Origin of the sequence: Catonella massiliensis, from assembly GCF_016651435.1 — a bacterium.
Lineage (GTDB): Bacteria > Bacillota > Clostridia > Lachnospirales > Lachnospiraceae > Catonella > Catonella massiliensis.
The window spans coordinates 1,271,860-1,295,537 of record NZ_JAEPRJ010000001.1; the positions used below are offsets into that span (position 1 = coordinate 1,271,860).

The 23,678-nt window shown below is 37.1% G+C and carries 24 protein-coding genes; all 24 read right to left on the bottom strand.

Annotated features, from left to right (window positions below; translation table 11 throughout):
• Positions 1–4: 4 nt before the first annotated feature.
• A complete protein-coding gene (locus JJN12_RS05685) occupies positions 5–1,204 on the bottom strand; it encodes a Gfo/Idh/MocA family protein (protein ID WP_208428774.1) in 1,200 nt (399 codons plus the stop codon).
• 49 nt (positions 1,205–1,253) lie between these two features.
• On the bottom strand, positions 1,254–2,081 hold the full coding sequence (locus tag JJN12_RS05690; RefSeq protein WP_208428775.1) for a carbohydrate ABC transporter permease: 828 nt from the start codon (positions 2,079–2,081) through the stop codon (positions 1,254–1,256).
• An 8-nt stretch (positions 2,082–2,089) separates the two neighbouring features.
• Complete coding sequence (locus JJN12_RS05695; protein WP_208428776.1) at positions 2,090–2,983, bottom strand: carbohydrate ABC transporter permease; 894 nt, start codon at positions 2,981–2,983, stop codon at positions 2,090–2,092.
• A gap of 117 nt (positions 2,984–3,100) precedes the next feature.
• Positions 3,101–4,384 carry an ABC transporter substrate-binding protein gene (locus JJN12_RS05700; protein WP_208428777.1) on the bottom strand — a complete coding sequence of 428 codons (1,284 nt, stop codon included), beginning with the start codon at positions 4,382–4,384 and terminating at the stop codon, positions 3,101–3,103.
• A 151-nt stretch (positions 4,385–4,535) separates the two neighbouring features.
• Entirely contained in the window at positions 4,536–5,627 is a 1,092-nt protein-coding gene (locus JJN12_RS05705) for an ABC transporter substrate-binding protein (RefSeq protein WP_208428778.1), read from the bottom strand.
• A gap of 1 nt (position 5,628) precedes the next feature.
• The gene (locus JJN12_RS05710; protein WP_208428779.1) at positions 5,629–6,375 is read right to left on the bottom strand and encodes a response regulator transcription factor; all 747 of its coding nucleotides are present in this window, start codon (positions 6,373–6,375) and stop codon (positions 5,629–5,631) included.
• Positions 6,376–6,402: 27 nt separating this feature from the next.
• Positions 6,403–8,142 carry a sensor histidine kinase gene (locus JJN12_RS05715; protein WP_208428780.1) on the bottom strand — a complete coding sequence of 580 codons (1,740 nt, stop codon included), beginning with the start codon at positions 8,140–8,142 and terminating at the stop codon, positions 6,403–6,405.
• Between the two features lie 178 nt (positions 8,143–8,320).
• On the bottom strand, positions 8,321–9,265 hold the full coding sequence (locus JJN12_RS05720) for an L-lactate dehydrogenase (RefSeq protein WP_208428781.1): 945 nt from the start codon (positions 9,263–9,265) through the stop codon (positions 8,321–8,323).
• Positions 9,266–9,464: 199 nt separating this feature from the next.
• A complete protein-coding gene (locus tag JJN12_RS05725) occupies positions 9,465–10,193 on the bottom strand; it encodes an N-acetylmuramoyl-L-alanine amidase family protein (protein WP_208428782.1) in 729 nt (242 codons plus the stop codon).
• A gap of 474 nt (positions 10,194–10,667) precedes the next feature.
• Positions 10,668–12,080, bottom strand: coding sequence for an oxaloacetate decarboxylase subunit alpha (locus JJN12_RS05730; protein ID WP_208428783.1), 1,413 nt, complete (start codon positions 12,078–12,080; stop codon positions 10,668–10,670).
• 152 nt (positions 12,081–12,232) lie between these two features.
• Positions 12,233–13,360, bottom strand: coding sequence for a sodium ion-translocating decarboxylase subunit beta (locus JJN12_RS05735; protein ID WP_208428784.1), 1,128 nt, complete (start codon positions 13,358–13,360; stop codon positions 12,233–12,235).
• Positions 13,361–13,396: 36 nt separating this feature from the next.
• Positions 13,397–13,765 (bottom strand): biotin/lipoyl-containing protein, encoded by a 369-nt coding sequence (locus JJN12_RS05740; RefSeq protein WP_208428785.1) that lies wholly within the window; start codon positions 13,763–13,765, stop codon positions 13,397–13,399.
• A gap of 51 nt (positions 13,766–13,816) precedes the next feature.
• The gene (locus JJN12_RS05745) at positions 13,817–14,578 is read right to left on the bottom strand and encodes an OadG family protein (protein WP_208428786.1); all 762 of its coding nucleotides are present in this window, start codon (positions 14,576–14,578) and stop codon (positions 13,817–13,819) included.
• 18 nt (positions 14,579–14,596) lie between these two features.
• Positions 14,597–16,033 carry an acyl-CoA carboxylase subunit beta gene (locus JJN12_RS05750; RefSeq protein ID WP_208428787.1) on the bottom strand — a complete coding sequence of 479 codons (1,437 nt, stop codon included), beginning with the start codon at positions 16,031–16,033 and terminating at the stop codon, positions 14,597–14,599.
• Between the two features lie 145 nt (positions 16,034–16,178).
• Positions 16,179–16,763 (bottom strand): SMC-Scp complex subunit ScpB, encoded by a 585-nt coding sequence (gene scpB, locus JJN12_RS05755; RefSeq protein ID WP_208428788.1) that lies wholly within the window; start codon positions 16,761–16,763, stop codon positions 16,179–16,181.
• Positions 16,764–16,769: 6 nt separating this feature from the next.
• The gene (locus tag JJN12_RS05760; protein WP_208428789.1) at positions 16,770–17,555 is read right to left on the bottom strand and encodes a segregation and condensation protein A; all 786 of its coding nucleotides are present in this window, start codon (positions 17,553–17,555) and stop codon (positions 16,770–16,772) included.
• Entirely contained in the window at positions 17,545–18,390 is an 846-nt protein-coding gene (locus JJN12_RS05765) for a metallophosphoesterase (RefSeq protein WP_208428790.1), read from the bottom strand. Before JJN12_RS05765 ends, JJN12_RS05760 begins: the two co-directional genes overlap by 11 nt.
• A 104-nt stretch (positions 18,391–18,494) precedes the next feature.
• Complete coding sequence (locus JJN12_RS05770; RefSeq protein WP_208428791.1) at positions 18,495–18,734, bottom strand: Fur family transcriptional regulator; 240 nt, start codon at positions 18,732–18,734, stop codon at positions 18,495–18,497.
• A 179-nt stretch (positions 18,735–18,913) separates the two neighbouring features.
• On the bottom strand, positions 18,914–20,104 hold the full coding sequence (locus tag JJN12_RS05775) for a phosphopentomutase (protein ID WP_208428792.1): 1,191 nt from the start codon (positions 20,102–20,104) through the stop codon (positions 18,914–18,916).
• A complete protein-coding gene (gene deoC / locus JJN12_RS05780) occupies positions 20,104–20,769 on the bottom strand; it encodes a deoxyribose-phosphate aldolase (RefSeq protein ID WP_208428793.1) in 666 nt (221 codons plus the stop codon). The genes JJN12_RS05775 and deoC overlap by 1 nt, the downstream gene beginning before the upstream one ends.
• A 70-nt stretch (positions 20,770–20,839) precedes the next feature.
• Positions 20,840–21,547 (bottom strand): purine-nucleoside phosphorylase, encoded by a 708-nt coding sequence (gene deoD, locus JJN12_RS05785; protein WP_208428794.1) that lies wholly within the window; start codon positions 21,545–21,547, stop codon positions 20,840–20,842.
• Between the two features lie 38 nt (positions 21,548–21,585).
• Positions 21,586–22,299 carry a Crp/Fnr family transcriptional regulator gene (locus JJN12_RS05790; RefSeq protein WP_208428795.1) on the bottom strand — a complete coding sequence of 238 codons (714 nt, stop codon included), beginning with the start codon at positions 22,297–22,299 and terminating at the stop codon, positions 21,586–21,588.
• A 17-nt stretch (positions 22,300–22,316) separates the two neighbouring features.
• Entirely contained in the window at positions 22,317–22,736 is a 420-nt protein-coding gene (cdd, locus tag JJN12_RS05795; protein ID WP_208428796.1) for a cytidine deaminase, read from the bottom strand.
• 9 nt (positions 22,737–22,745) lie between these two features.
• Positions 22,746–23,678: an ABC transporter permease gene (locus JJN12_RS05800; RefSeq protein WP_208428797.1), complete on the bottom strand. Its 933-nt coding sequence runs from the start codon at positions 23,676–23,678 to the stop codon at positions 22,746–22,748.

Consider the following 23,678-nt stretch of genomic DNA (forward strand, 5'->3'; position numbering starts at 1 on the left):
CGCCCTATCTTCTGTTTATCCAAGCTCCATTTGTAAAATCAGGAATTGCAACAGGTGCTCCTCCCATATTTATTGACTGTTCTGCAAGCACTGAAATACTCATCCAGGCAGCCATATCGTATACATCTATATTAGGCTCTTTTTTATTTAATACACAGTCAATAAAATCTGAAAATACCAGATAATCCATGCCATCATGACCTTTTTTGACACCATTTTCAAGGTATTCTTTCCAGAGCGGATGTTCATATTTTTTGTGATACTCCTCAACATTGTTCCAATGCTTGCTCCACTCAAAATGCTCCTTCTCACTATATTCGTTATCCAAAAAAATGGAATGATTATCTTCGGTATACATACCCTTTGTGCCGTGAATGGTATAGCCTCTTGAATAGTACCGAGGCAGTGTAGTATCAAGGCTTAGAAGTATGGTCTCTCCATTTGCACATTTAATTATTGTATTTACAATATCAGCCTGATTAAAGGTTGTATTTATCAGTTCTTCATCATCACTCTTTTTTTCTTTGATATACTCACTGAGTCCAAAGGAGCCCGAAGCAACTGATGTAAGGCTAAGCATACGGTTTCCCTTATTAATGTTAAGCAGCTTTGCTATCGGACCTAATTCATGAGTCGGATAGTTCTCTGTATTTCTATGTATGTAGTTATTTAGCCTGTAATGACGGTTTTCCTTGCCAAAAGCTATTTCGCCTCTAAGGTCGTGCTTGTAGCCTCCCTCACAATGAACTATCCTTCCAAGAAGCCCTAGTTCTTTCATATGGCTTACAAGCATTTCATCTCTACCATATACACAGTTTTCAAGGAGCATTACAGGAACCTTTGTCTCCTCATAGGCTTCAACTATTTTCCAACATTCTCTAAGAGAATAAGCTCCACCAACCTCACAGCCTACAGCCTTGCCTTTATGCATTGCCTCTATACATATATCAATATGTTTATCCCATGAAGTACAAAGAATAACAGCATCTACATCTTCCATTTCAAGGATTTCTTTATAATTTGTTGTAGTCTTAGGTCGTGGAAATCCCGCCTGCTCCACAATATCAGCACATTCCTTGCATCTGTCTTCATACTTGTCACAAATGGCTGTAAACTGAGCTAAAGGATGCTCAAGATACGCTGTTTTAAGAAGTCCTCTTCCTCTGCTTCCAAGACCAATCATAGCCAATCTTAATTTTTCCATTTTAATATTCTCCTATTTTAATCTAATGTTCTTCTGTTTAAATTATATTTTACCCCTTAACTCCCGATAAAGCAATTCCTTCAATAAACTGTTCCTGAAAAATTGCAAATAGAATTAAAAGTGGTGCAACTGACATAACTGCTCCAGCCATCATAAGAGGATAATCAGTTACATATTGCCCCTGTAAGCTGGAAAGACCTGCAGCAAGTGTCATTTTTTGCTCAGATGTATTAACTATGAGTGGCCACATCAGATCATTCCAAGCAAATCTTAAAGTTAATATACCAAGTGCTACAAGACCTGACTTAACAAGAGGAAGCATTATTTTATAGTATATCATAAACCTGTTACACCCATCAATTCTTGCTGCATCCTCGAGCGAATCTGGTAATGATTTAAAGAACTGTCTTAACAAAAATGTACCAAATATACTGAAGAGGTTTGGTAAAAATAGAGCAGGTAAGCTATTTAACAAACCTAAGCCCTGAATAATTTGATACTGTGGTAGTATAAAAAATGACGAAGGTATCATAAGTACAGAGAGTAATATTGTAAAAATAACATTCTTTCCGGGAAATTTCAGTCTTGCAAATGCATAAGCTGCCATTGAGCAGAATAGAAGCTGTACAGATACAATTACAACAGCATTAATTATAGTATTTAAGTACATTCTACCAAAGGGAATTGCTTTAAAAACAGCAAAGTAATTCTTTATCAACCATTCCTTTGGGAAAATAGTAATTGGTATTTTAATTGATTCAATTTGGCTCTTAAATGATGTTAATATCATCCATATAAAAGGAAAAACTGTAATGCCAACTCCACCAATTAATATTATGTATACAAAAAACTTCCCAATATTATATTTTTTATTCATATACCCTCCTATTCATAATTTACCCATTTTTTCTGAAGCTTCATCTGTATAAGGGTAACAAGCATTATTATTAGAAAAAGGAAGACCGCAAGAGCAGAGGCATAGCCCTTTTTAGAATATGAAAATGCATTTCTGAAAAAGTACATAACCATACTCTGAGTCGCCTCCATAGCTATACCACTTTCTTTTATCATCATATATATAGTATCAAATGTTTGAAAAGTTCCTATCAAATTGGTTATGAGTACAAAAAAGAGTGTAGGTGTGACCAATGGTAAAGTTATTCCAAAAAACTGTTTTACCGGGCTTGCTCCATCAATGGATGCTGCTTCATAATATGTTTTTGAAATTCCTTGTATGCCTGCAAGAAGTATAATCATATTATATCCGACATTTATCCAAATACTAACCAAACATATCGAAAGAAGAGCTGTGTTAGGATTAGTAAGGAAATTTACTGAATCAAAACCAAGTGCATTTAAGATTGCATTTATAATTCCGTGATCACTGTTATACATCCATTTCCATATCATTGCAACTGCCGCACCCATTGTTATAGCTGGAATGAAATATACAACCCTAAAGAATCCTCTTCCTTTAATTTTGGTATTGAGTAAAGCTGCAAGTATAAGTGAAATTATTATGGTTCCTGGAACTATTACTATTACATAGCTAAAGGTATTAAATAATGATGACCACATTTTAGGATCATTAAACATAGTTAAGTAATTATCAAGTCCCACAAATGAACGTTTATTAAACGAGCCAACCTCATAAAAACTATCAATAATTACTTTAAATATAGGATATATATAAAATACTAATAGTCCTGCAACAACAGGAAAAATCATTAAATATCCTGTGAGCCACTCTTTATTCAGCTTAATAGAAGTTTTTTTCATTGTGCCTCCTAACTTTATAGAAACAGGGCGTACTCGAAACAGTACGCCCCACCTTTATCGACTTGGACTAATCCAAATATTTTGCAAAAAGCTTACCTTTCTGAACATTGTTTGCCTTTATTTTTCATTTTTTAATACTTCGTTCATTTCTTTCGCAAGTTTATCGCAAGCTTCTTTTACACTAACTTCTAAACTAAATGCCTTCTTTAAGTTATCTGCCTGATATTGTGTCCACTCTCCAGTATTAAGTGACACAGGATAAGGATATGAGTATTCCTCTGCTGCCTTAATAAACATCGACAAATTATATTTAGGATTTTTCTCTACCCAATCTTTAGAGGTTCCTTTATATGCAGGTATTGCAGCACCTGTTTCTGCAGATAGCTTATTAGCCTGTTCACTAGCAAGAAATTCTACCCATTTCCAAGCTGCTTCAGGATTCTTAGTGCTCTTAGCAATACAATTTCCAAGTCCATGAATAACTGTTGCCTTTTTACCATTTATTGAAGGTAATGCTACTACATCAATATCATCCTGAACTTCTGAGCCAATAATCTGATTTAAGAACCAAGAACCATTCATAAGCATAGCTATCTTTCCGGATAAAAACTGAACATAATCTTCAGTCTCTTCAAGAGAAGCCTGTGAAGGTGTCACTCCTTCCTTCTGGAGATCTATTAAAAGTTGTACACCGGCTTGTGTCTCTGCCTTGTTATAACCTGAGCTTTTCTTGTCATCAGAAATAACATATCCTCCTGATGCGAAAATAGTATTATAAATTCCTGTTTGGTCTCTATATTGTACAGCAGTGCCGTATACACTTTTATCTTCCTTTGTGAGCTGCTTCGCAGTAGCTACATAATCATCCCAAGTCCAATCATCTTTTGGATATGGAACTCCTGCAGCATCAAAAAGTTTTTTATTGTACCAGATTCCAATAGTATCAAAATCCTTTGGTATTGCATACTGTACACCATCTACATTATAAAGCTTTAACAGAGCTTCCGGATAATTTGAAAGATCTATTCCTGCTTCTTTAATTTTGTCGTCAATAGGTAGAAGCACATCTCCCTTTGCGTATTTTGTTATATTTGGTCCATTCAACCAAAATACATCAGCACTGCTGCCACCTGTTGCCCCCGCTTCTAACTTTTTCCAATATTCTTCCCATCCACTATTTTCAAGTGTTACTTTTACATTTGGATAAAGCTTATTGAACTCCGCGACACATTTTTCGAAATATGGTGCCTGTCCTTTATCCCAGAAAGCATACCTTATCTCTCCTGAAATATCACCTTCCTTAGTGTCCTTTGAACCACTAGCTCCACCAGAACATGCTGTAAGTGCTGAAACAGCTGTTACCAAACCAAGTCCCAATGCGACAAATTTCTTAAACTTCATATGTTTCTCCCTTCTCTATAAAACATTTTAGGCTTCTGCCTAAGTCTGATTCTATTATAGATTGGTTTGAATAATTTTACGATTGACTTGGTTTACATGATTTTGGACTATTTATACTTGTTTTTAGTACAAAATATGTATTATTTTTACTTTAATTTGGATTATTTTTACTTAAAATCTCTTTATATGCATTGTATACTTCAATATCCTTATCTTTGACAAGTTCTATATCTATATTAGGATTGGATGGCAATTTGTAAAGCTCTGTTAATAGTTTTTCTTGTACTTCTTTACTTAGCATATATTTTATAAACCTAATACTCGCTTCCTCTTGAACCTTACTTCCCCAATTACTGATGATATATCCTGAACTTGGAAATAGAGAAAATTTATTCAAGCCTTTGCCAATTGGAAAACTCTCAAATCCAGCCTTCATATTATTAGTGATATTCCTTTTTTCATGTATCTCTCCAAAGTAAACAGCACTATGACCAACATTAAAACTTCTTAATTCATCTTTATACAGGGAATCAACTTTTTTAATGTTATTTTGCTTAAGAAAATCACCAATCTCAATTGAAATAGCTTTATTATTTTTACCATTGAGAGATTCCGTTAAGCTATTTACAAGATTGTCAGTCAATTGGACTGCAACAGTTGAGTTAGAATGTTCTTTAGACCAATAATTAATTTTCTTAACCATAGTTACAAAGCTATTATAATCCCCAGGAATTTTTTCTATTCCTGCAAGCTTAAATATTTCTTTGTTGTACCAATATCCTTTTGTTTCAAGTATATCAGTGACAGTGTAAAGAGCATTGGGAGCTTCCTTCCATGTATTTAGAACTATTTTAGATATATTCTCTTTTAATTCACTATCATTTTCTATATAAGGCATTAGATTCAAGGCATAACCTTTCTCTACCATAAATTTATAAACAGTGCTCGAATCAGAATTACCATTGTATATTATATTTGGAGCCTTTCCAATTACAAGAAGATCTTTTGCTTTTTCAAGAACTTGATTAAACGAAGGAACTGATACCAGTGTTAAGCTGATATCAGTATTCTTCTCTTCAAATTCTTTATATATCTTTCTCATAATGATATCTTCTTTACTAGCTCCTCCAAATCCATGTAATAGAGTTATATTAACTTTATTTTCTTGACTTATTGGTTTATTGCAACTACACATAGAAAACACAATTAACACTGTTAAAAATAACAACTTTACTTTCATCATACTATCCTCTTAGCTCTTTTTGATATTCACTTGGCGAAATTCCCTCATACTTTTTAAAAACTCGTGAAAAATATGCTGTATCCTCCATGCCTACGTTTAATGCTATTTCATACATTCTTAATTCATTATTTTTTATCAGTTGCTTAGCCTTTTCTATTTTTCTCTTATTTATATAATCAAATAAATTTTCTCCTGCTTTTTCTTTGAACATTCTGCTAATATAGCTTTTATTCATATGTATAGATTCAGCTATATCAGTAAGGGATAGCTTTTTATCTAAATTTTCTTCGATATACTTTTCTATATTTTGTATAACATACGCACAGTTTTCAATGTTTGCATCATCATTGTTCAAATCACTTTGATTCTCAGATTCTGCGTTTTCAGAAACAATCTTTGCTAGTATTAAAGGGAGTTCATCTAGTAAGTCATTTTTTACAACATAATGTTTTACTCCGTACTCTATGGCTTCTTTTGCATACTGAAACTTTGAATATGCGGTAAGCAGTATAACTATAACATTTTTATAATTTTCACTTATATATTTTGCAATCTGCAATCCGCTTACAGACGGCATTTGGATATCCGTAATAACTATGTCGGGCAATAACACAGGCAAGTTATCTATTAAATCCTTCCCATTTTCAAAATCTCCTACTAACCTAACACCGATTTTTTCCCAATCTATTAAGCTTTTTAAGCCTTCTCGTACAAAAGGTTCATCATCAGCAATGACTACTTTAAGCATTGAATTTCCTCCAATCTAATATCTTTGTTAAAATATTTCAGAGTTCTTAAAATTATGACAAGATTCCTCTAAATATGGCAATTTGATAATAACTTTTGTCCCTTTACCTATTTTACTTTCAACCTCGATTCCATACTCTGAACCATATAAATTGTTTATCAATCTGTTAATATTCATCAAGCCAACTTTAGGACTTCCTTCCTTTTCACCGCTAATTACTTTGTCTTTATCAAACCCAACTCCATTATCGGCAACAGTAATTAATAAAACCTCATTATTTTGTTGCTCAATTTTTACATTGATATAACCTCTATCATCTTTGGGCTCAATACCATGAATCATTGCATTTTCCACTACAGGTTCAATACAGAGTTTAGGTATAAAAAGAGTTTTTAGCTTTTCATCTTCCCAATTAATTTCATACGACACCTTATTCTTAAATCGTTCTTTGGAAAGATATAAATAAAACTCCGCTATTTCTATTTCTTCATTTATCCTTATCTCAATTTCATCTTTTCTAAACAATTTCCCTCTCATAAGTCCTGCAAACGCTTGAACCATTTTATATAGTTCCTCATCCTTATTTAATTTCAACCTAATAGCTATCATAGAAAGCACATTAAACATAAAGTGAGGATTAATCTGTGCCTGTAAATATTTAATTCTTGCTTCCTTTATCAATAATCCGGCTTCATACACCTCCTTGATTAGATGTGATATTTTGTCAGTCATCTCATTGAAAGACACACTTATTTCATCCAATTCTAATATTTCATAGGTGTCAAGTTTTGTTCTAAAATCTCCCTTACCTACCTGTTTCATTTTTAGAACAATAGTAGATAATGGCGATACCAGTTTGTCAGAAATATATAGGATTACAAGAATTATACCTATTATCAATGAAATAAAAATAAATATTATGGTTCCAAAGTCTTCCACTGCCATTATAAATAACCTTCTATATGGTACAACCATACAAGAAGACAATCCAAAGCTATTTTTAGACATATTATAAATATAAGTATGATTTTCATATTCTACATCTCCATTGTTTCCTTTAATATCCAAACTAGATATCAAAGGTATACTCCTTCCCATTAAAATCTTATCAGTTTCATCCTTAAACATATAAGCAAAACTTGTATACTTTTCTTCCAAAATATTAACTATATAATTTATAGCTGTTTTTGATAGGACAGCTATACCATAGCCTTCCTTTTCCAACTCCTCATCATATATAGTAAAATATAATTCTAAGTCATCTCCGGTAGTATAATACGAAAATCTTCTGTTTTCAGAGATATATTCTTCAAGGATATTTTTAATTCTATATTGTTTGTCTTTTTCATTCAAATATGAAGTATAATAGAAATGCGTTCCCACCATTTTTTTATTATTGCTAACAATATATAAGTCTTTAACAAACGGATAAATATCTCCTACCAAATTACTGGATGAAAAAAGGTTTACACTCTTGTCAAGCACACGAGAGATATTGTCTTTATCAGTTGTTCCTTCTTTCAAAAATCTTTCTATTTCCTCACTTCTTCTTAGCGAAAGTACACTATCTTCAAGAAATCCCATATATCCATCAATCTGACCTTTTATGCTATTCAGATAGAAGTTGAGATCATCAATTCTATATTTAAGAGACTGCTTTAACATAAAGAAAGAGAGTACCCCGCCAACCAGAAAAAAAATAACAATAGCTGTACCTAAAAGAGTTCTCATCAACTCTTTTTTTAAGGTTCTTTTTCTGAGTTTCATACAATTCTCTACCTTTCAACACAAAAACTAAGCTAATTGTATCATAAAATGTCATATATTTCATCAATATTTTGCTATAATCTGATTAAAAACTATTTTAGTTGCTGTTATAATATAAAAAGACCATCTGAGAAAAACATTCCCAGACAGCCTTTATATTGGTATCACTCTTAAATAATTAAATATCAAGCTCTGCCATTATACCCTTAAGAATATCTGCAGATTCTCTAAGTCTCTTAACTTCATCTTCATCAAGCTTAATAGGCACCTGAGTTTCGATACCATCGCCGCCTACTACACAAGGCATACTAAGAACTACTCCCTCTATCCCCTGCTCTCCATGCATCATGGTTGATACTGGCAAAATGGATTTTTCATCTCTTACTATACACTCACAGATTCTCTTTACAGCCATAGCTACACCAAAATATGTAGCTCTTTTTCTCTGAATGATTTCATAGGCAGCATTTTTAACATCCTCAGCTATAAACTTCTCTGATTCATCATGATTGAAGTGTCCCTTCATCTCACAGAAATTATTGAGAGGGATACCCGATACATTGGCAGAACTAAAGGCTGCAATCTCGCTGTCGCCATGCTCTCCGATTATAAAGGCATGTATACTTCTTGAATCCACACCCAAATGCTCACTTAGCCTTGTCTTAAGACGGCCTGTATCAAGTACTGTACCTGAACCGATAACCCTGTTTTCAGGAAGTCCTGATAGCTTCTGTGCTACTGCTGTAAGTATATCAACAGGGTTTGCAACAACTAAAAGTATTCCCTTAAAATCCCTGCTTGCTATCTCAGGAATGATGCTCTTAAAGATGCCAACATTCTTATGAACGAGGTCAAGTCTTGTCTCATCAGGTTTCTGATTTGCACCAGCGGTTACAATAACTATTCCTGCATCTCTTACATCATCATAATCTCCTGCATATACGCGCATGTGCTTTGCAAAAGGGATACCATGGCTAATATCCATAGCCTCTCCCTCTGCCTTATCCATGTCTGCATCTATCATTGCTATTTCTGAAAAAAGTCCGCTCTGCATAAGTGCAAATACGGAAGCTGAACCAACAAAACCACAACCAACCATAACTGCTTTTCTAAAGTTAATCATAAAATCTCCTTTCTCTTTGAAATCTGTTCTCATTATATCATTTAACTTAAATTAATGATAGACATGTTTTAAAATAAAGATATAAAACTTAATTGCGACAAATTTAATTGCGAATGAATTCTATTATGTAATGTTTTAGTTGAATATATAAAAAACAGATATCAAACTATATTTTGATACCTGTCTTTTATCATCTGTATTACTTTGTTAAATCCTTAAAATAAGCATCTATCCCATCAGCCATTCCTTCAGCCATTTTCTTCTGATAGGAGGCTGTATTAAGCGCCCTATCTTCCTTTTCGTTAGTCATATATCCCATTTCAACTATGGTTACAGGGACCTTAGACCAGTTGATGCCGCTCATAGTATCAGTTTCCCATACGTAGAGCTTCTTACAGCCTGATTTTGCCACTACTCCGTCTAATACCTTATCTGATAAAAGCTTACTGCTTGAGTAAACATCAGAATTATAAGGGTTCTTTTTAGTCTGGCAGATTGTCATTGCGCCGTTTACAGACTTGTTTGCAGCTCCGTTTGCATGGATTCTGATAAATGCATCAGCCTTGGCTTCATTGGCAATGGCTGCTCTTTCTGAATTGCTAATATTTACATCATTTTTGGTTCTGCACATAATAACCTTGTAGCCACGTTTCTTAAGAATCTTCTGCAACTTTTTAGCTACCTTAAGCGCAAGGGCGTACTCGGTCTGCTTTGTCCAAAGTCCGCTAGTTCCACCTGTGACCTTGAATTTTGTAGTCTTTGCTCCCGGACCGATAGGCTCCTTTTCAAGGTTTGCCCTTGTCTGATGACCTGCATCTATACAGATTACTTTTTTCTTGTTAGTAGCAGCATTAGCTATGTAAATATTGTCAGAACATATAGTAAAAAGCATAGCCAATACCAAAAACATACTTAATAATTTTTTCATATTCTCCCCTAAATATTTATACAGTATACAAACACAATTACATGTGTATATTAATTTTTTACCTATAACTACGGATAGTAATGAATCATATTCCGTCTTTTATAGCCTTGTTTTCATATATTTGTATATTCTGTATACAATAAATATCAACAACCCATCTAATATCAGATTCAAAATCAAAAATAATGCATTCATTACTAACCTCCTCACATAATAAGGTTATAAGCAATAATTAAAGTTCATTTGTCTGCATAATATATCAAAAAAAAATAAATGTCAAGCTATTATTTTGTATAATAATACAATCCATTCCATATATCGCATTGTAATGTACACTATCCTTCTGCTATACACAAATCAAGCAAACTCAAAGACTTAACTCATTACAAACATATGCTGTTTAGCAGGTTTACACTAAAAGGCGATTAAGATATTCCTAACCGCCTTTTTAAAAAATTTAATATATTTTGATAGTTAAACCGGATATGCTCCGTTGGCAGTATCTGCAACTGTACTATCCACCTTAGTCTGCTGAGCTTTTCTGTATTTGAAGAACTCAGTTGCAACCTGTGGGAAGAGTGCGTACGAAAGAACGTCCTCATCCTGTTGCTTCCACTCTTTAACCTCTTCCTCAAACTTAGGAAGCTGTGGCTCGATAAGGTCTGCAGGTCTGCAGGTAATTGGCTCCTGATCGCCTATAGCCTTCTTCACAACCTCCGGATTAAATGGCTTAACTGTCTCACCAAATTCTCCTGCAAGTATCTTCTTTGATTCCTTGGTTATCATCTTATAGCGCTCGCCCTGAAGTACATTTAATACAGCCTGTGTACCAACTATCTGAGATGAAGGTGTAACAAGAGGAGGCTCACCAAAATCAGCTCTTACTCTTGGAATCTCCTCAAGTACTGCTTTGTACTTATCTTCAGCATGAGCTTCTTTAAGCTGTGATACAAGGTTTGAAAGCATGCCGCCAGGTACCTGATAAAGAAGTGTCTTGATATCAACACCGAGAACCTTTGTATTCATAAGACCGGATGCAAGATACTTCTCACGAAGCGGACGGAAATAATCTGCAATTTCAGCAAGCTTGTTCTGGTCAAGACCAGTATCGTACTCAGTCCCCTTAAATACCTCAACCATAACCTCTGTAGCCGGCTGGCTGGTTCCCATAGCCAGTGGGCTGATGGCGGTATCTATGATATTTGCTCCTGCTTCAACAGACTTCATATAAGTCATGGCTGCAACACCTGATGTATAGTGAGTGTGCATATCTATAGGAAGCTTAGTTCCTTCACGAAGAGCAGAAACAAGCTTGGTTGCTTCTGTAGGCACAAGAAGACCAGCCATATCCTTTACACAAAGAGAATCAGCACCCATCTCCTCAATAGCCTTAGCCTTTTCTTTCCAGTAATCAAGAGTATATGATTCTCCTAAGGTATAGCAAAGGGCAATCTGCGCATGACCGCCTTCCTTCTTTGCTGCCTTTACCGCAGTCTGAAGGTTACGAAGGTCATTGAAACAGTCAAATATCCTGATTATATCAATACCATTTGCAAGTGATTTCTGTACAAAGTACTCTACCACATCATCTGCATAATGGTTGTAGCCAAGGATGTTCTGGCCCCTGAAAAGCATCTGAAGCTTGGTATTCTTGAAGCCCGCTTTGAGCTTACGAAGTCTCTCCCATGGATCTTCCTTCAAGAAACGAAGGCAGGCATCAAATGTAGCTCCTCCCCAGCACTCAACAGCGTGGTAACCAATCTTATCCATCTTGTCTATGATAGGAAGCATTTCTTCTGTTGTCATTCTTGTAGCTATCAGGGACTGATGTGCGTCACGAAGGACAGTTTCGACAATCTTAACTCCCTTATTACCCTGTTCTGACATATGTTATTCTCCTTTTAATATTCAATATTACAATGATTAATGATATCGGATTAGCATAGTTTATTACTTCTGTAATCGTAGATATTATTCATAGCCTGCTCATCATTCAACAAATAATGGCTGCTTAGCAATATTATCTTAATACCATCATATTATTTAACTCCGAAAATTGCCATAAATACACCTGCCGCAACCGCAGTTCCTATAACACCTGCTACGTTAGGTCCCATAGCGTGCATAAGAAGGAAGTTAGAAGGGTCTGCCTCTCTACCGACCTTCTGTGATACTCTGGCTGCCATTGGTACGGCAGAAACTCCTGCAGAACCAATAAGAGGATTAATCTTACCTCCTGTAAGGTGGCAAAGGAGCTTACCAAAGAGTACGCCTGCAGCTGTTGCAACTGCAAAAGCAATAAGGCCGAGACCTACGATCTTTAGTGTATCAAGCTTAAGGAATGCCTCTGCTGAAGTTGTAGCACCTACTGAAGTACCAAGAAGGATAACAACTATGTACATAAGGGCATTACTTGCTGTTTCCTGGAGCTGTTTAACAACACCACTCTCCCTAAAGAGGTTACCAAGCATAAGCATCCCTACAAGAGGAGCTGTAGTTGGAAGAATGAGTGAAACAACTATTGTAACAACTATTGGGAAGAATATTTTCTCAAGCTTACTTACAGGTCTAAGCTGCTCCATCTTGATTTTTCTTTCCTTTTCAGTTGTAAAAAGCTTCATAATAGGTGGCTGAATGATAGGAACGAGTGACATATAAGAGTATGCCGCAACGGCTATAGGTCCCATATACTCAGCCTGCCCAAGCTTTCCTGCAAGGAAGATTGATGTAGGACCGTCAGCACCACCTATAATAGCTATGGCTGCTGCTGCCTTATCGTTGAATCCAAGTAATATAGCAAAGAAGTAGGCACCAAAGATACCAAACTGTGCTGCTGCACCCATGATGAAGCTAATAGGATTAGCAATCAGAGGTCCGAAGTCTGTCATAGCACCTACACCTAAGAATATAAGACAAGGAAGAATACTCCACTCATCCAGTAAGAAAAAGAAATGGAGAAGTCCGCCTTCTTTCATAATATCCGGATAGATATTAACAAGTAGCATACCAAATGAAATAGGAACCAAAAGCAGCGGCTCATATCCCTTTGCTATAGCCAGATACAAGAACACCAGAGCAATGAATATCATGAGAATATTTCCCCATGACATGTTGACAAATGCTGTCTGTGCTGCCAGGTTCTCGAGCATATTTGTAACATAGCTCATAGATAATTACCTCCGTTTTAATGTACAGTTATCAGATTAGTTAAGGGATGCAAGTAAAGCACCTGCTTCAACTGAATCACCAACTGCACAGGAAACAGAAGCGATTGTTCCGTCCTGAGGTGCAACTATATCATTTTCCATCTTCATAGCTTCAAGAACGATGATTACATCACCCTTCTTAACAGCCTGTCCGGCATTTGCCTTTACAGCTAAAATCTTACCAGGCATAGGAGCATTAACCTTAACTGCACCTACGGCACCACTTGATGCAGGAGCTGCTACTACAGGCTTTGGAGCAGCCACAGGAGCTGCACTCTTAACTACAGGAGCCGCACCGCTTCCCGCACCCTCTTCAACAGTAACTTCATAAGCTGTTCCATTAACAGTAATTGTATATGTTTTCATAATGTGATTATCCTTTCAAAATATTAAAATAAAATTATGCTTTATAAGCTATTACCAGGTACTATTACCTTTTCTCTTTACTGAGCGGACCACAAGACCGTCAGCAGACACAGAAGAATTATCAGCTGTGTAAGCCATTATGGCTGCTGTGATAACAGCAGTAAGCTCTGCCTGACTTAATTCTTCACTTTGTACTGTAGGCTCTGCTACAATCTGCGTATCTGGTTCTGCATCCGTGTGCTCCTTCTTAGCAAGGAACTTAGGAACAAGGCTTAATGCCTTTATTACAAAACTAATGAAAATAAGAACAAGGAAGATGAAAGCCATACCAAAAACTGTATTAAGGGCTGCCTTTTCCATCTTTTCGGCAACAGTTATCTGTTGTTCTGCCGCTAGACTTGTAGGAATATAACCGCTGTCCATGCTGTCTTCATCAAAGGTGGCGGTAAACTTAACCTTACCTCCTTCAAAATCAATCATTTCCTCGTACTTAACGTAATCTTTTCCTTCTACGATATTAGCGCTTGACTCATCAACTGACTTGAAAGCTCCAACCTCTTCCTTAACGGAATTAAGGTTGTCAATCATAGAAATGATGCTCTTTTTAGCCTTATTGCCTAACTGAGCACTGCTAATTGTATTTTCAAGCTCTCCTGATGCCCACTGTTCGGCAAAGAAGCTACCTGCCTGCATAACAGTCTCTTTGTTATAAGATAAAGTATCGCTGTCAGTCTTAGAGCTGCCCGCACAGCCGCTAAGTAGCATAAAGCAGGAGAAAACGCTAAGCACTAATAATATTAGTCTTTTCTGCATATTTACTTCCTCTCTATATTAAATTGTGCTGTGTTTTTTATTTGGACGAAATTCCCTCTTTGTATATAACATCTCAAAAGCATATACAAGCTGCTTTCTTGTTGCGGCAGGCTCGATGATGCTATCTACGAAGCCTCTCTTTGCTGCAGATACAGGATTGTTCTGAAGAGCTGCATACTCTCCCGCTTTTTCACTGATTGTGGCAGCATCCTTGCCGTCATATATAATCTCCGCAGCAAGCTTAGCATCCATCATACCAATTTCAGCATCACTGTAAGCAAATACAAGGTCTGCACCAATATGCTTTGAATTCATAGTAATGTAAGCACTTCCGTATGCCTTACCTACAATAAGGTTTACCTTAGGTACAGTCGCATTGGCAAATGCTGCTGTAAGCTGTGATAAAGCTCTTGCTATAGAACGCTCTTCTCCTACTGATGAGGCAAAGCCTGTTACAGATGTAAGTGTAAGCACAGGGATTGAAAATGAATCACAGAATTCTACAAAATGAGCTGCCTTATATGCACCTGCCATCGTAAGAACACTGTCAAACTTTTTAGCAGCTTTACCATCCTCACCAAGGATTTCACTACGGTTTGCCACAGCTCCTACAATTGCTCCGTTCAGGCGGATGAAACCAATAACCATTTCTTTTGCGCAATCAGCCTTTAACTCTAAGAACCAGTTGTTATCAGATATTTCACGAAGTGCTGCCGCAGTATCTTTAACATGTGTACCTAAACCAGCTGTTACCCTATTGAGGTCATCATCACACTCGCAAATAACTCCGGTATTCTCGTTGTTTGATGGAAGTACAGAAATAAGCTCTCTTGCCTTTGCAAGAGCTTCTACATCATCCTCTGCCACGATGTCTACATTGCCTGATTCAGCCTGAAAAGCTGCTCCTGCTGTATTGCACTTAGCTGTATAGTTATTATCAACTGCGTTAGGTGAATTTACAAATAACTTTGCATTATCACGTGTCATGATAACAAAGTCACTAATTGCGGCCGAAATAGCAGAGCCACCGCCACAGGTTCCAAGAATTACGGTAACTGTAGGAATAACACCGCTTGCAAGCACCTGTCTTGCATATACCTTACCGAATGCATCAAGTGCATCTGTAGACTCTTCAAGCCTCATGCCTGCACAATCTGTGATTGCAACCACAGGAACACCAACCTTGGTAGCGAGATCATACACATTGACTATCTGTCTGGCGTGCATTTCACCCATTGTTCCGCCAAGAGCATCCTTGTCCTGGCTATAAACATAAACAAGACTACCGTCTATAAGACCATAGCCTGCAATTACGCCGTCACCGGGAACTTCTTTTTCACTAAGGTTAAAATCTGTGCTTCTTTTTGTTACTAAAGCACCAATTTCAACAAAACTGTTTTCGTCAAGCAAAGAGAGTATTCTATCTCTCGCCGACAGCACTACTGCATTACCCATTCTTAGCCCTCCATTAACTTAAGTTTGGTTTTTATCAGGAATAAACTGAATATCAAAACATCCAATTTACCGCCGATTATAATTATAAACTTATAACTGGAAAAGTACAAGTGTATTTTAAGTTTTTTATAAAAAAATAGGTATTTTAGTCAATTTTTTCTAAATCCTCAAATGAAAGCTGAGCTTCTTTTTCAGCCTCAAGCTTAAACTCATCTTCTGCTTCCTGTCCAATAACAGGCAAATCCTCAAGTGACTTTATGCCAAAAGAGCGCAGGAAATCCTCTGTGGTACCAAAAACTAAAGGCTTACCCGGTGCCTGGAGCCTGCCTGCTTCCTCAATAAGTCCGTATTCAATAAGCTTGTTAACTGCATGGTCTGACTTAACTCCTCTTATAGCTTCAATATCAGCCCTGGTTACAGGCTGTTTGTAAGCAACTATTGAAAGGGTTTCAAGCAAAGCATCTGTAAGGTTGTGCTTTTTAGGCACATTAGTCACCTTTATTAGAGTTTCATACATCTCTGCCTTGGTACACATTTGAAATGAATCTTCAAGCTCTATTATACTGATTCCATGCCCCTCATCTTCATATTCATCCATCATAGTATGGATGACCTTCTTAACTGTATCTTCATCCAGCTCGACCGCTTCGGCAATAGCTGTAAGCCTTACTGATTTGCCTATTGCAAAAAGTATGGCCTCTATCTTAGCCTTAAGTATCTTCAATTCCACGACTTATTACTCTCCCATGTTCTTATAATCTTCTTTGGTAAACATCTTCTCTTCAACAAATTCTATCAAAATGTCCGAAACATTATCATCCTGAACTGCCTTTATGGCTCCAACCTTCATAAGCTCAAGCACAGCAAGAAAGCTCACAACTACGTGCAGTCTTGAAGGCTGGTTTATAAGAAATTCCTTAAAGCTAAAGGATTTATGCTCTTTTGCGAAGCTTTGAAGCTCACCAATAGACTCAGACAGGCTTATAGGCTCTTTTTTAATCTTTCCGAACGAGCTTCTGATAGGATCGGTTTTATCTGTCTGTTTTTTGATAACAAAATTATAAATGTTATGTAGCTTCGCAAGAGTCAAGTCACCTATAATTTCCTGAATTTCAGGCTTTGGCGCATATTCAGCAACCTCTTTAGGGATGGTAGGCTCCTTAAAGAGGTAGGAGGAAGCAAAATCTCCTTTTCCTTTAAGAAGCTCAGCAGAGTATTTATACATCTTGTATTCAATAAGCCTCTTTACAAGGTCCTCTCTTGGATCAATCTCCTCGCCGTTTTCCTTCTCTTCCTTTGGCAACAACATCCGTGACTTAATGTTTATAAGCTGTGCTGCAACCAAAAGAAAGTCACTCATCGTATCAAGGTCAGCCGTTTTCATCTGATTGACATATTCCATGTACTGGTCTGTAATCTCAGCTATAGGTATATCATAAATGTCTATTTTATTTTTCTCAATGAGATGAAGCAAGAGGTCAAGAGGACCTTCAAATACTTCAAGCTTAACTTCAATTCCCATGTAATTTCTCTCCAAATTTCAATTCTACAAGAGTAATCTCGGGTGGGTTAAACACCCTTAAGTTGATGGTATGGGTGCCTGCACCACAGGAAACTATCATATTGCTGCCATTTTCTGTATAAAAGCCTCCTGAGTATTTAGGAAATATAAAAAAGTCAGGCCCTATCACTCCCCCAACAAGTGGCAGACGCATAATCCCGCCATGTAAATGCCCTGAAAGGGTTAGGTCAGCCTTCCACCTGCTGTAAGTCTCAAAATAAAGCGGTGAATGTGCCATAAGTATAGTGTAGTTGCCACCCTTTGCTCCGAGTTTTTCTTCCACACTATCTAACGATAATTTATTTCTTCTAAATTTTGGATAATTCTCTTTACCCAAACTTAGTCCGTAAATGTCTATACAGTCATCATTTTCTCTATGAAAGCTGAATTTTTCATTATCCAGTAGTTTTACATTTAGCTCTTTAAGCTTTGATTTATATTCATCCCAAAGTGCAGGATGAAGCTTCTCCTCGTGATTGCCAAGCGCATGAATAACAGTGTACTTAGGTGTAAGTTCAGCTATCAAATCTATAGAAGTATTAACTGTTTCTTTTGAAAGAGGTCTATAACCCTCCTTACATCTCCTGCTTATTCCACCAACAACCATATCACCGCCTATTAGTATACAGTCAGGCTTTGCTTTATATATCATCTCAAGCAGCTTTGTATTGTTTTTCCCATATTTTTTTCCATGTAAATCCGAAATAAATATAAATCTAAATCCATCAAAGGATAAAGGTAACTTCGGTGAGTATACCTGATATTTTTTTATATATAATCCTTTACCTAAGACCAAACATTATCCCCTTTCCATTAATCCTATGCCGCCAGATAACCATTGTAACATAAAAGCACCGACTATGATATATTAAATTTAAAATTATCATAATCGGTGCTAAATTATAAATTAACTACTTCGATTGTATCTATCCTGTGTACTATTCCCATATCCTCAAGCTGCCTTATCATCCTGTATACAGTTGCCATACCGACTGTCTTATCCTTTTCAGCAACTTGATAATAAATATCTTTACAGGAATTAAAGTCATTGTTCATGATAACATCAATGATAAGCCTGCGCTGTTTAGTAATCCGGCATCCGTCTAACTTCAGTCTCTCAATAACCTGTTCACTCGTCATATCAACAACCCCTTAATATAATGATACAAGTGTCAAAGCACATAATGATACAAGTGTCAAAAATATCTGACACCCGTATCACATAGTCCATAGCAATTATATTTGCAATAGAATATAATATTCACTTAGAACACATATATACTATATTAAAACATTTGAAAATGATTGTCAATATCGAACTATACTAATTCTTCAAGCATTGAAGTTCCAATGGTTCCCTCAGGCATCTTAACTCCAAAATTCTCAGCAATGGTAGCTCCCATATCTGCAAATGTCTCTCTTTCAGGTATGCTGCCTGATCCATTTAAGCTCTTTGAATATGCAAGGAAAGGCACCTTTTCTCTGGTATGGTCGGTTCCTGTATAGGTAGGATCATTGCCATGGTCGGCAGTGATTATAAGTAAGTCATCTTCACGCATCACATCTAAGAGTTCTCCAAGCTTTACGTCAAACTTCTCTATCTCATCACCATAGCCTATAGGATCCCTTCTATGTCCCCAAAGTGCATCAAAATCAACAAGGTTTACAAAACAAAGCCCCTTAAAGTCTTTCTTTGCTTCTTCTATAGTCTGCTCCATACCATGAACCGAGCTGTTAGACTTATATGCCTCTGTGATACCCTCTGTGACAAAGATATCGTTTATCTTACCTATGGAAATCACATCAAGGCCGGCATCTTTAAGCGCATTAAGAGCAGTATCAATAGGAGGTTTAACTGCGTAATCATGGCGGTTCGCAGTTCTTTTAAACTCACCCTTCTTCTTGCCTACATAAGGTCTTGCAATAACTCTTCCAACCTTCCATTCATCCTTCATACACAGCTCTCTGGCTATTTCACAGCATCTATAAAGATTGGCAAGGTCAAAGGTCTCCTCATTTCCACATATCTGAAGCACAGAGTCAGCAGATGTATACACTATCATCTTGCCTTCATTTATCTCTGTTTCTGCAAGCTCTTCAAGAATCTCAGTTCCCGAAGCACTCTTGTTTCCTATGATTTCTTTCCCACAGCGCTTTGATAATTCATCTAAAAGCTCCTTTGGAAAGCCTGTATCAGTAAAGGTTACAAAAGGAGTTGTAGTGTGGATTCCCATCATCTCCCAGTGTCCTGTCATAGTATCCTTGCCGTTACTCTTTTCTTTAAGTGCACAATAATAAGCAAGAGGCTTATCAACAGGCTCTACCTTGCTAAGTGGCTTTAGATTGGCAAGTCCTAATTTTCTAAGATTAGGTATGTTAAAATGTTCAACTGTATCAGATATATGTCCCAAGGTATCTACACCAACATCGCCAAACTTCTCTGCATCCGGCATTGCTCCAATGCCCATAGAGTCAATAACTATCAAAAATACACGCTTAAATCTAATCATTAATATCCTGTCGCCTCCTGTCCTTTAACTAATTTTACTATCCTGCTTGTACCCAGTCTGTCTGCACCAAGCTCAAGAAACTTATACGCATCCTCAAGACTTGATATACCACCGGCAGCCTTAATCCTTACATTTTTACCGACATGCTCACTAAAGAGTTTAATGTCATCAAAGGTAGCACCTGCTTTGCTAAAACCTGTAGAGGTTTTAATGTAATCAGCGCCAGCCTTGGTTACAATCTCACACATCTTTATTTTCTCTTCATCGGTGAGCAGGCAGGTCTCAATTATTACTTTAAGAATCTTATTTCCTACAGCTTCTTTTATCGCTCTAATCTCTGCTTCAAGTTCATCGTATCTTTTATCCTTCAGCCAGCCAATGTTGATGACCATGTCTACTTCCATGGCACCATTATTTATGGCATCCTTAGCCATAAACACTTTGGATGCAGTGGTGTCATAACCATTTGGAAAGCCTATTACTGTACAGATTGCAAGCTTTCCGTCAACATAATCGGAAGCTTCTTTTACATAACTTGCCGGTATACAGGCAGATGCAACCTTATACTTCATAGCATCATCTAAAATCTGTTTAATCTCTTCCCATGAAGCTGTCTGTGTAAGTAAAGTGTGGTCAACATGGGTTAGCATTTCCTTTTGTGTCATTTAAAACCATCCTTTCAATATAGTTTCGACTATTGTAGAAAACTATTCTACAATAGTCGAATATTAAAACTTAAGCTAATTCAAGTGCAAGCTCCATCATCTTTCCAAAGCCTGTTTGTCTTTCGTCAGAGCTTAGTTCTTCACCTGTGATAATATTGTCTGATATTGTAAGTATAGCAAGGGCATTCTTCTTACTCCTTGCAGCTTCCATATAAAGGGCGGCTGCTTCCATCTCAACACAAAGAACGCCCATCTTTATCCAAGCACTATGAGGATCCTTAAGGTCGCAATAGAAAGGATCGGAAGAAAGTACATTTCCAACAACTGTAGGTGTTCCCTGTTTTTTAGCTATCTCTACAGCTGATGAAAGTAGTCCGTAGTTAGCAATAGGAGCATAAGTTCCCGGTATCTCGTACTGCTTGGCCCAAGAGGAATTGGTGCAGGCAGCCTGTGCTATTACGACGCTTCTAACAGGACAGCTTTCGCTTATAGAGCCTGCGGAACCAATTCTTATTATATTTTCTACTCCATAAAAGTTAAAAAGCTCGTGAGAGTAAATTCCGATTGAAGGCATACCCATACCTCCGCCCATTACAGATACTCTCTTACCCTTATAAGTACCTGTGAAACCAAGCATATTTCTAACATCTGTAACAAGAACCGGATTCTCAAGGTAGGTCTCGGCTATATACTTTGCCCTAAGTGGATCTCCCGGCATAAGCACAGTCTTTGCAAAATCTCCCTCTTTGGCTCTGATATGTGGTGTTGGTATTGGCATAGTAACATCCTCCTTTGATTTGTTTGATTTGTAATAAATCAGGCTATTTCAATCTTATCAGCAAGCCTGTTTTTGATTTCTTTATACTTCTCAAATGGCAGCACCAGTTTTCTGCCTTTTTTCATTAACAATCCTTCTTCTATGAAGTCTTTCACAGTACGGTTAACAGTCCTCACTGAAAGTGCGGTTCCTCTTGCCAAATCATTTCTGCTCATGTTGATAATTACTTTATCTCCCAGATGATTTTTCTCATAGAAGTCGTGTAAAAACAGCAGAACTCTATCTTCACCCTGAAGGAAAAGAAACAATCTTTCCTTTCTACATTGCTCTAAGAGATATTTTGTCATAGCTTCAGTAAACATCTTCATTGCATTTATATCATTTGATACCCATTTGGCGAAATGCTCTCTTGATAGCTTAAGAAAGCGGCAGTTTGTAACTGTTACAAGAGTAGTTCTGTAGGTTTCTTCTTCCAGTACAAATTCCATGCCACCAAAGACCTCTATCGGGTAGAATCTCATAAAGTCATATGCTATAGGAAATACCCTTAAGTCACTTCCCTTTACGATCCCTGTGAGCAATATATATACAGTTCCTGCATTATCATTTTCAGTGACAAATTCTGTATCCTTTGGCAGTGAAACCTCTCTGAATTCTTCAAGCAGCCACCTAGGTGCATTTTTTAAGAACTGTTCTAAGTATTCGTGACTGTCCTTACTTAGATATTTCCATACATTATCCAAATCACTCATAGTGAACTCCCATAATTTTATTTGGCAAGGTCTCCCGGCCCAAATCCAAGTGGCAGAAGTTCCTTAAGCTTAAATACCCTCATATCCTCAGGCTTATTTGTTCCCAGTACAATGTCAAACTCTTCACAGTCTACAAACTCATTGATGACCTGTCTGCAAACCCCACAAGGCGGACAGATGGTTAGTTCGTTGTTATCGGCGGGACCACCTACTATTGCAATGGCCGCAAAGTCTTTCTCCCCCTCGCTGACAGCCTTAAATATAGCTGTTCTTTCTGCACAGTTTCCAGGTGAATAAGCTGCATTTTCAATATTACAGCCCTTATATACCTTGCCATTCTTAGTGAGGAGGGCAGCTCCTACCTTAAAGTTAGAATATGGAGAATAAGACATTTCTCTGGCTTCAAGTGCCATTTTTACCAATTCTTTGTAGTCCATACACCCTCCTTACTTTGATCTTATATAAGGTTTACCGTTGGCAGCAGGAGCATCTGCTCTTCCTACAAAGAAGATAAGGGCTAAGATTGTAACTACATAAGGTATCATTGAAATAAGGTTAGGCGATACCATATTGCCTTGACTTGCAAGTGCTTTGATACCATTACATATACCAAAGATAAGACAGCCTTTAAGTGCTCCCATAGGAGAAAACTTGCCAAAGATAACGGCTGCTATGGCTATAAAGCCCTGTCCCACAATAACTGTAGGCTTGAACTGGCTAACTGTTGCAAGTGTACAAAAGGCTCCCCCAAGTCCTGCTAAAAATCCTGAAAGGATTACACAGATATATCTTACAAGGTAAACATTGATACCAAGTGATTCACAGGCTACAGGATGTTCTCCACAGGCACGCAGATGTGCTCCAAGTTTTGTCTTATAGAATACAAAGTTAGCAATTATAGCGAATACAAATACTAAGTAAGCCATAGAATATACATTGAGTACATTTGCCCCAAAGCTTCCTGCTTCAAATACATCATTGAACATTTTAGGAAGCCTGTCCTCCAAAGGAATTGCAGGGCTGTCAGTGGAATTGTAAAGTACCATACAGGTAAAGGCAGCAAGTCCGGGTCCTATAAAGTTGATGGCTGTTCCTGCAATGGTCTGGTCCGCATGAAAATGAATGCAAACTACCGCATGAATGAGACCAAATACAGCACCGGCCAGGCCTCCAATGATGAATGCCAAGATTCCGTTCTTGGTGGTAAGGGCTGCTATTGCTCCGGTAACAGCACCTATTGTCATCATGCCTTCAATTCCGATGTTAACTACTCCGCTTCTTTCCGAGAAACAAGAGCCAAGAGCTGCTAAAAGAAGTGGAGGTGTAGCTATTAAAGCTGCATTAATCAAAAGACCAAGGTTTTGGATTAGAAAATTCAT